At 66.5% G+C, this 8,379-nt stretch carries 8 protein-coding genes and 1 pseudogene; 5 read left to right on the top strand and 4 right to left on the bottom strand.

Annotated features, from left to right (window positions below):
* The 3 genes from ACK41V_RS22855 to bioF form a co-directional block, all read left to right on the top strand.
* On the top strand, positions 1-523 hold a 523-nt coding region (locus ACK41V_RS22855), incomplete at its 5' end, for an aminotransferase class III-fold pyridoxal phosphate-dependent enzyme (protein ID WP_409785855.1).
* Positions 523-1,194: a dethiobiotin synthase gene (bioD, locus tag ACK41V_RS22850; RefSeq protein WP_409785853.1), complete on the top strand. Its 672-nt coding sequence runs from the start codon at positions 523-525 to the stop codon at positions 1,192-1,194. The genes ACK41V_RS22855 and bioD, both read left to right, overlap by 1 nt.
* A 32-nt stretch (positions 1,195-1,226) precedes the next feature.
* A complete protein-coding gene (gene bioF, locus ACK41V_RS22845; RefSeq protein ID WP_409785857.1) occupies positions 1,227-2,495 on the top strand; it encodes an 8-amino-7-oxononanoate synthase in 1,269 nt (422 codons plus the stop codon).
* A 57-nt stretch (positions 2,496-2,552) separates the two neighbouring features.
* On the opposite strand, the gene ACK41V_RS22840 is transcribed toward bioF, so the two are convergent.
* A complete protein-coding gene (locus ACK41V_RS22840; RefSeq protein ID WP_409785851.1) occupies positions 2,553-3,308 on the bottom strand; it encodes a carbonic anhydrase in 756 nt (251 codons plus the stop codon).
* Between the two features lie 314 nt (positions 3,309-3,622).
* On the opposite strand from ACK41V_RS22840, the gene ACK41V_RS22835 reads away from it, so the two are divergent.
* On the top strand, positions 3,623-3,982 hold the full coding sequence (locus ACK41V_RS22835) for a 5-carboxymethyl-2-hydroxymuconate Delta-isomerase (RefSeq protein ID WP_409785850.1): 360 nt from the start codon (positions 3,623-3,625) through the stop codon (positions 3,980-3,982).
* 229 nt (positions 3,983-4,211) lie between these two features.
* On the opposite strand, the gene ACK41V_RS22830 is transcribed toward ACK41V_RS22835, so the two are convergent.
* From ACK41V_RS22830 to nadC, 3 genes are all read right to left on the bottom strand, one after another.
* Positions 4,212-6,050 carry a chorismate-binding protein gene (locus tag ACK41V_RS22830; protein ID WP_409785848.1) on the bottom strand — a complete coding sequence of 613 codons (1,839 nt, stop codon included), beginning with the start codon at positions 6,048-6,050 and terminating at the stop codon, positions 4,212-4,214.
* Between the two features lie 72 nt (positions 6,051-6,122).
* Positions 6,123-7,256 carry a quinolinate synthase NadA gene (nadA, locus tag ACK41V_RS22825; protein WP_409785846.1) on the bottom strand — a complete coding sequence of 378 codons (1,134 nt, stop codon included), beginning with the start codon at positions 7,254-7,256 and terminating at the stop codon, positions 6,123-6,125.
* On the bottom strand, positions 7,253-8,122 hold the full coding sequence (nadC, locus tag ACK41V_RS22820; protein WP_409785845.1) for a carboxylating nicotinate-nucleotide diphosphorylase: 870 nt from the start codon (positions 8,120-8,122) through the stop codon (positions 7,253-7,255). The genes nadA and nadC overlap by 4 nt, the downstream gene beginning before the upstream one ends.
* 133 nt (positions 8,123-8,255) lie before the next feature.
* On the opposite strand from nadC, the pseudogene panB reads away from it, so the two are divergent.
* Positions 8,256-8,379 (top strand): annotated as a pseudogene (gene panB / locus ACK41V_RS22815) (3-methyl-2-oxobutanoate hydroxymethyltransferase); the annotation flags it as partial.

Genomic DNA, 8,379 nt, shown 5'->3' with positions numbered 1-8,379 from the left:
GCACCAGCAGGCGGGCATCCGGCCGGATTTCATTTGCCTTTCCAAAGGCCTGACCGGTGGCACCCTGCCGCTGTCGGCCGTGCTGACCACGGATAACGTGTACGCAGCGTTCTACGACGATGACGTGGCGCGCGGCTTTCTGCATTCGCATTCGTACACCGGCAACCCGCTGGCCTGCCGTGCGGCGCTGGCCACGCTGGAGCTGTTCGACCAGCTCGATGCGCTGAACACCAACACCGCGTTGGCGCAGCGCATCGACGCGGCCTGCGCGCCCCTCAACCACCACCAGCGTGTGCGCCACGCGCGCCGCCTGGGAATGATCTGGGCCTGGGACGTGGACACCACGCTGCCTGACTTTTCGCGCCGCTACCACCAGCACGCCATGGCGCGTGGACTGGTGTTGCGACCCATCGGAAAAACGCTGTACGCCATGCCACCCTATGTGCTGGACGACGAGGCCACCGAGTGCCTTGCCAGCGGTGCGGTCGACGCACTGAACGCCACCCTGCAGGAGGAGAGTTGATGATTGGATGTTTTGTGACCGGCACGGACACCGGAGTCGGCAAGACGCTGGTGTCTGCGGGCCTGCTGCATGCACTGGCGGTGCACCACCGCCGCGTGGTGGGCATGAAGCCTGTGGCCGCGGGTGTGGTGCCCTGGGGCGATGACTGGGCCAGCGAAGACGCTATCGCCCTGCGCGCAGCCTCCACCCTGGCTGTGCCATCTGCGCTGGACAACCCGGTGCTTCTGCTCGACCCGCTCTCGCCCCACATCGCAGCGGCGCGCGCTGGCGTTCAGATCGACATTGCGGCCATCGTTCGCAGCTACCAGGCGCTTGCGGCACAGGCCGACGCCGTGGTCGTCGAAGGTGCGGGCGGCTTTCATGTGCCGCTGAGCGACACGCAGACGGGCGCCGACCTGGCCCAGGCCCTGACCCTGCCTGTGGTGCTGGTGGTGGGCTTGCGCCTGGGTTGCCTGAACCATGCGCTGCTGACGGCCGAGGCCATCCGCGCACGCGGCCTGGCACTGGCAGGCTGGGTGGCCAATCGCATCGACCCCGAGATGGATGCCGTGGACGAAAACATCGCCTACCTGCGCGCGCGACTGGGCGCCCCGCTGCTGGCCGATGTGCCCCACCAAGACCTGCCCGAGCCGGGCAAGCTGGTGTTTGAACTGCCTGAAGCCTGGCTATGACCGCTATTGCCGTTATGACCGCCATGACCGCCATGACCGGTGTGCACGCTGCACCGTCCTGGCTGGACGACATTCCCGCCCGTCTGGCCGACCTGGACCGCGCCCACCTGCTGCGCCGTCGCCGCGTGGTGCTGCCCGCTGGCGGCGCCCGGATGCTGGTGGATGGCGCGCCCATGCTGGCCTTTTGCAGCAACGACTACCTGGGCCTGGCCAGCCACCCCGCGCTGGCCGAGGCCGCCCGTGAGGCCACGCACACTTTTGGCGTGGGCGCGGGTGGCTCGCCCCTGGTCAGCGGCCACAGCGCCGCCAACGATGCGCTGGAGCACGAGCTGGCCGCGTTTGTGCAGCTGCCCCGTGCGCTGTACTTTTACGCGGGCTATGCCACCAACACCGGCATCATCCCCGCGCTGGTGGGCGATGGCGATGCGATCTTCTCTGACGCACTCAACCACGCCTGCCTGATCGATGGCGCACGCCTGTCGCGCGCCACCATCCACCGCTATCCACATGCCGATCTGGCGGTGCTGGAAGCGCAGCTCGCCGCCAGCACGGCGCGGCGCAAGCTGGTGATCAGCGATGCCGTGTTCAGCATGGACGGTGACCTGATCGACATCCCCGCGCTGCTGGCGCTGTGCGAGCGCTACGACGCACTGCTGCTGCTGGACGACGCCCACGGCTTTGGCGTGCTGGGGCCCCAAGGGCGCGGCAGCCTGGCGCACGCGGGCCTGACGGGCGCCGCAGCGTCACGCCGCGTGCTGTACATGGCCACACTGGGCAAGGCGGCTGGCGTAGCGGGTGCCTTTGTCGCCGGTGATGCTGCGCTGATTGAATGGCTGCTGCAGAAAACGCGCACCTACATCTTTGCCACCGCAGCGCCGCCCTTGCTGGCGTGCGCGCTGCGCAAAAGCCTCGAACTGATTGCCGCCGCCGACGACCTGCGCCATGGGCTGCGCCAACGGATTGCGCAACTGCGAGAAGGCCTGGCAACGCTGCCGACCGAACTGGGCTGGCATCTGCTGCCGTCCAGCACCGCCGTGCAGGCGCTGGTGATTGGCAGCAATGAGGCCGCCTTGGCGGTGATGGAGCGCTTGCGCCAAGAGGGCCTGTGGGTGCCGGCCATCCGCCCGCCCACGGTGCCTGCGGGCACCGCCCGGCTGCGCATTGCGCTGTCCGCCGCGCACACGGCGGAGGACGTGGATCAGCTACTCAGCGCGCTGGCCGCCCATGCCGCTGACTGCGTTGCCTCCAGTCGGCAAAAGGCCGCAGGCACCCCATGGGCACCCGCGGCCAATATCGCCTGAAGTCTCAGCCAACCCTGTGAAGGCTATGGGAGCCGTGGGAGGGTCAGCTGAGGATCCTCAGGCGCTTTCCTTGACCACACGGCCGTTGAGCGGCTGCACCGGACGCGCGTTGGCGTTGTACATGTGGCGGAACGCCTTGATCTGCTGGGCGCTCAGCTTCACGGGGTCTTTGAGCACCATCCACTGCACGCCCTCGGAGCACGGCGGTGTGGTCAGCGAACCGGCAAAGCTGTAGTAACCCTTCTTGGCGGGCAGCAAAGTGCTGGCATCCAGGCTCAGGCCATCCACCGTCACCTGCTCACCCACCCGGGGCAAGTGCGCAAAGATGGGTGCCCAGGCCGCGTTGGTCTTGCCGGGCTGGATCAGCACCGCCACCACACCCAGACCGCCATCCTCGCCCTTGTGCACAAAGTGCGCCACCATGGCCGCGCGCTTGCCACCAATAGACTCTTCGCTGGGGGTGTGAAAGTGGAACTGCAGCAGCTCCAGCGCCTTGCCGTCCACCACCAGCTTGCTGCCTGCGGGCATGTTGACCTGCACGGTGTGCCCGTTGTTGATCAGCGTGGGCGCGCCCGCTGCGTACTGAAAGTCCAGTGCAGGCAGGGCCTCTTTCACGGTTTTGCGAATGTCGATGGGGCTTTGGGCCGCGCCGCGTGCGCAGGCTTCAAAACCCGGCTCCAGTGCGCCCCAGTGGGTGGCGCCATGTTTGCCTTTGTAGTCCCAATGGGGATGAGCCCCCTCGGCATGGGCTCCCAGCGCGCAAACCGCCAGGGCGGCAAAGGTCAGATGTCGGATCAATTTTTGGTGTTTCATGGTTTTATTGAAGACAAAAGTGCATAAAGAACAGACACGGGCCCCACACCAAAGATGGGGGCCCGCGCAGGGCCCAGCAAATACCGGGCCGCCGCCATTGTGAGCAGGCCCTGTGGCGGCAACAAATCCGTTGCGCAAGACCCTTGCGGCGTCCCGGGCGTTCCAAACCAACTTTTCTGCCAGGCGTTCGCACAGTGACTGCGTGCCGGATGACACGGCAAAAACCAGAGCGCCTCCCCTCCCCCTTAAACTGGCACGGCGCGCGCAGTGCGCCCCGCTCCGCACACCGAAGCCATCCATTGACCGGAACCACCATGCCCCACCTCACCGTCGAATACTCCGCCAACCTGCCCCACTACCCAGAAGCGGAAACGCTGACTGCCCTCAATGCCACTTTGTGCACCCACACCGAGATTCAGGACGAAGCCGATCTGAAAACCCGCTTCACCGTGGCCGACAGTTTCGAGATCGGGACAGCGCCAGCGAACCGCGCCTTTGTGCACGCACAACTGCGCCTGCTGTCAGGCCGTACGCCCGAGGCCAAAAAAGAGCTGTCCGAGCGCATCGCGGCCGTGCTGCGCGAGCGCACCCCCAAGCCCCAGGGTGTGCTGGTGCAGCTGAGTGTGGAAGTGGTGGATATGGACCGCGGCTCTTACGCCAAAGAGCGGCTTTGAGACCGAACTCCACCGGGGCGAAGCGCCTGGTGGATGAGCAGACGGCTAAACCGGCGGGGAAGGTTTGACAAGCCCAGTCGCCGGGGTTGCCAGAGATGTAGCTGGAGCAACCCGGCGCCGTCGCAAAACGCAACGTCTTTCACATCGCCCGCCATCGCCAAGCTGCGTGTGCCCTCTGCCTCGATGAGCAGGCGCTTGCGCAAGGCACTCAGCCCTGAAGCCGCCAGCCTCAGGCGTCCAGCGTGGCCGAAAGCCAGCCGCGCAGGCTGTTCACAAACGCCCAGTTCTGCACCCTCGGCACGTCCTCCACGCGCAGCACCGCCTCGTTCATCCAGCCGTCCCGCAGCGCCACCGCACGGCCAATGCCGGGCAGCAGGCCGCAGGACAACGGAGGTGTCACCCAGCGGTCGTCGATGAAGGCCGCAAGGTTGCCGAAGGTGCCTTCGGTGATCTCACCGGCCTCGTTCCACAACACCGTGTCGAACACGCCGGGGGTGGTAGGAGCAAACGCCGCGTAATGCGCACGGCGGGTGGTTTTGTAGCGCACGAACTCGCTGTGAGCATCGCCAAACGGGCGGTCGGCCAGTTGCAGGCGCACGGGCTCGGAAGTGGGTTGCAAGGCAAACGCTTCGGTACGCGCCTGGCCGTTGGCCGCCAGCAGCAGGCGCACACGCCACGCGCCGTCGCGGTGCTGCAAAGCGGCAATCTGCAGCTCTTGCCGCACGGCGTGCGCATTGAAGGCAAAACCAAAGTGCGCGGCGGCCTCGGCCATGCGGCGCACATGCGGGTCGGCGTGCTGAAACTTGCCGTGCTGCAGGCCCAGGGTTTCCAGAATTTCAAACGGCATGCTGGCGCGCTCGACAAACGCACGCTTATGGCGCCATTCGGCCCATTCGGCGGCGGGCTCGGCACCCGATGTGATGCCGCTGCCAATGCCGCAGGTAACCACCGTGGCGGCATGATTTGTGGGGCCACTGCCTGCCCCGCTGTCGGCACCCGCGCGCAGCACCACGGTGCGGATAGGGACGTTGAACGTGGCCGCCACGCTGTGCAGGCCATCGGCACCGGTGGCGGCATCTGCAGGCCGCACCACACCCACCGCGCCGCAGTACACGCCACGTGGCGCGGGCTCCAGCGCATGAATCATCTGCATGGCGCGCACCTTGGGCGCACCCGTGACCGAGCCACAGGGAAACAGCGCCGCAAACACGTCCGTCAGCGTGGTGCCAGGGCGCGTGCGCGCAGTCACGTCCGACGTCATCTGCCACACCGTGGGCAGCGCCTGCGTGGCAAACAGGGCGGGCACTTGCACGCTGTGTGGCAGCGCGATGCGCGAGAGGTCGTTGCGCAGCAGGTCCACGATCATCACGTTTTCGGCGCGCTCCTTGGGCGCCGTGCGCAGATGCGCCGCGTTGTCGGCGTCCTGCTCGGGCGTGGCGCCGCGCGGGGCGGTGCCTTTCATGGGGCGGGCCAGAATGCGACCGCCACCGGGCGCATCCTTCCAGTCAAAAAACAGCTCGGGCGATACCGACAGCACCTGCTCTTCGACCGCATCGATGTGCGCCGCATAACCGCCAGGCTGCGCGCGCTGCAGCGCGGCAAACAGTGCATCGGCACTGCCTTGCAGTGCACCGCGGATGGGGGCCGTGAAGTTGACCTGGTAAAGCTCACCCGCGCTGATCGCCTGCTGGATGGTGGCCATGGCCGCATCAAAGTCGGCGCGGGTGAGGCTGTCTGCCCACGTGACCTGCGCAGCGTCTGCCGGGGCATGGCCTGCAACCTCGTCCAGCCAGGGCCGGGGCGCGTCGTACACGGCAAACCACGCCAACGGACCATCGGCCGGATGCGTTTGCAGGGCGGCGTCAAACGCTGCGGCGGCTTCGTAGCGCACATGGCCCACACACCAGTGGCCGCGCTGGGCAGCCGCATGCACCGCGTCGAGCACACCGCGCACATCGGCCAGGGTGTGGGCTGCCAGCACCTCCCGCGGGGCGGTAAAGCGGTGCCGAAGCCGCGGCGCGTTCGCGTCCAGCGGTTGGGTGAAGTCGATACAAGAAATATGAGTCAAAACAGGCGCTAGCGCTTTATCCATAAGCGCTAGTAGCTATCAAAAACAAAGCATTCAGCACATCAACGACCGTCAAGCGGCCCCGAGGTGTGGGACCAGCGAACCAGTGGGTTGTCCCTTCTTGAGCGCGGCGGTGAAAGCCAGCATGCGATCAATCGGCTGCCGTGCACGCGGGATCAACGCGGCGTCCACATGCACCGCGTTGGCCCCCGTCTCCAGCACCCGCGCCACGTCTGCCAGGCCGTTCATCGCCATCCAGGGGCAGTGCGCGCAGCTTTTGCAGGTGGCGCTGTTGCCCGCGGTAGGCGCTTCGTAAAAGATCTTGCCGGGGTTCTGCGTGCGCAGCTTGTGCATCATGCCGTTGTCGGTGGCCACGATGAATTCTGTCGCCTCCATCTCGCGCGCGGCCTTCAGGATGGCGCTGGTGGAGCCCACGGCGTCGGCCAGCGCCACCACATCGGCGGGGCTTTCGGGGTGCACCAGCACCTTGGCCTCTGGGTGCTCCTTCTTGAGCAGCTCCAGCTCCAGCGCCTTGAACTCGTCGTGCACGATGCAGGCGCCGTTCCAGAACACCATGTCGGCGCCGGTCTCGCGTTGGATGTAGGCGCCCAGGTGCCGGTCAGGCGCCCACAGGATTTTTTGCCCCGCGGCCTTCAGGGCGCCCACGATGTCCAGGGCGCAGCTCGATGTGACCAGCCAGTCCGCCCGCGCCTTCACCGCCGCGCTGGTGTTGGCGTAGACCACCACGGTGCGGTCCGGGTGCGCGTCGCAGAACGCGCTGAACTCGTTGATGGGACAGCCGAGGTCGAGCGAGCAGGTGGCATCCAGGTCGGGCATGAGCACGGTCTTTTCGGGGCTCAGAATTTTCGCTGTCTCGCCCATGAAGCGCACACCGCTGACCACCAGCGTCTGCGCGGCGTGGTCGCGGCCAAAGCGGGCCATCTCCAGCGAGTCGCTCACCAAGCCGCCGGTTTCTTCGGCCAGGTCCTGCAGGTCGGGGTGCACGTAATAGTGCGACACCATCACCGCATTTTTTTCTTTCAACAGGCGGCGAATTTTGTCCTTGAGTGCGGCACGCTCGGCCTCTGAAGGCTCGGGTGGCACGCGGGCCCAGGCGTGTTTGGTGGCACAGACCGAGCCCTCCTGGGCGTCCAGCGGCTGCTCATATTCGACATCGATGCGGCTCAGCACGGCAGTGGTGGTCATGACAGTTCCTGCAAGCGCATGGAGAAGTCGGTGGCTTTCACGTCTTTGGTCAGCGTGCCGATGGAGATGCGGTCCACGCCGGTTTCGGCCAATTCACGCAGGCCTTCGAGCGTGACGCCGCCCGATATTTCCAGAATCGCCCGGCCTGCATTGATGCGCACTGCTTCGCGCAGCGTGGGCAGAGGCATGTTGTCGAGCAGCACCATCTGGGCACCCGCGTCCAGCGCCTCGGTCAGCTGCGCCAGCGTTTCTACTTCGATCTCGATGAACTTCGCCTGCCCCGCCACTTTTTCGGCTGCGCGCAACACGGCTGTCACGCCACCCGCGGCGGCGATGTGGTTCTCTTTGATCAGCACGGCGTCGTGCAGGCCAATGCGGTGGTTGGTGCCGCCGCCTACGCGCACCGCGTATTTTTGCGCCAGGCGCAGGCCCGGCAGGGTCTTGCGGGTGTCCACGATGTGGGCGCGGGTGCCCGCCACCACATCCACATAGGTGCGGGTTTTGGTGGCCACAGCCGACAGCAGTTGCAAGAAGTTGAGCGCCGTGCGCTCGGCACTCAGCAGTGCGCGGGCATTGCCTTCCAGCTCCAGCACCACCTGGTCGGGGGTGCAGCGCTGGCCCTCGGTCACATGCCAGGTTATTTGCACGGTGGGGTCCAGGGCACGCAGGGCGGTCTCGGCCCAGGGGGCGCCGCAGATCACGGCAGACTCGCGCGCCAGGATGCGGGCGCGGGCGCGGCGAGTGGGGTCGATCAGGTCGGCGGTCAGGTCGCCGCTGCCCACGTCTTCGGCCAAGGCGCGGGCCACGTCGGCGCGGGCCAGTTCGGCCACGTCGTTGTCTCTGGACTGTTGGTTCGAAAGCGTCATGGGGCGCGAGCATAACGGCAACCCAAAGGCCACGGCGTCAGCGCAGACCGGGTTCAGCCGTGCTTGAAACCGATAAGTACACCCAGTATTGCTCGCATAGACTCGCGGCAATTTTTTTGCCCCTGGACCCCACATGACCGCCCCCCGCAACGTTTCTGCCACGCCCTACGGTACCTTGCCGCCTGCGTCGCCGCTGCCCCTGCGGCGGCCCGTGAGCCTGCCGCGCCTGGCGCAAATGCGCGAAGCAGGCGAAAAGA

The sequence above is a fragment of the Acidovorax sp. genome (assembly GCF_046291265.1).
Taxonomy (GTDB): domain Bacteria; phylum Pseudomonadota; class Gammaproteobacteria; order Burkholderiales; family Burkholderiaceae_C; genus Acidovorax.
The sequence above is the reverse complement of the archived record's forward strand: the minus strand, read 5'-3'. Positions and strand labels throughout refer to the sequence as shown.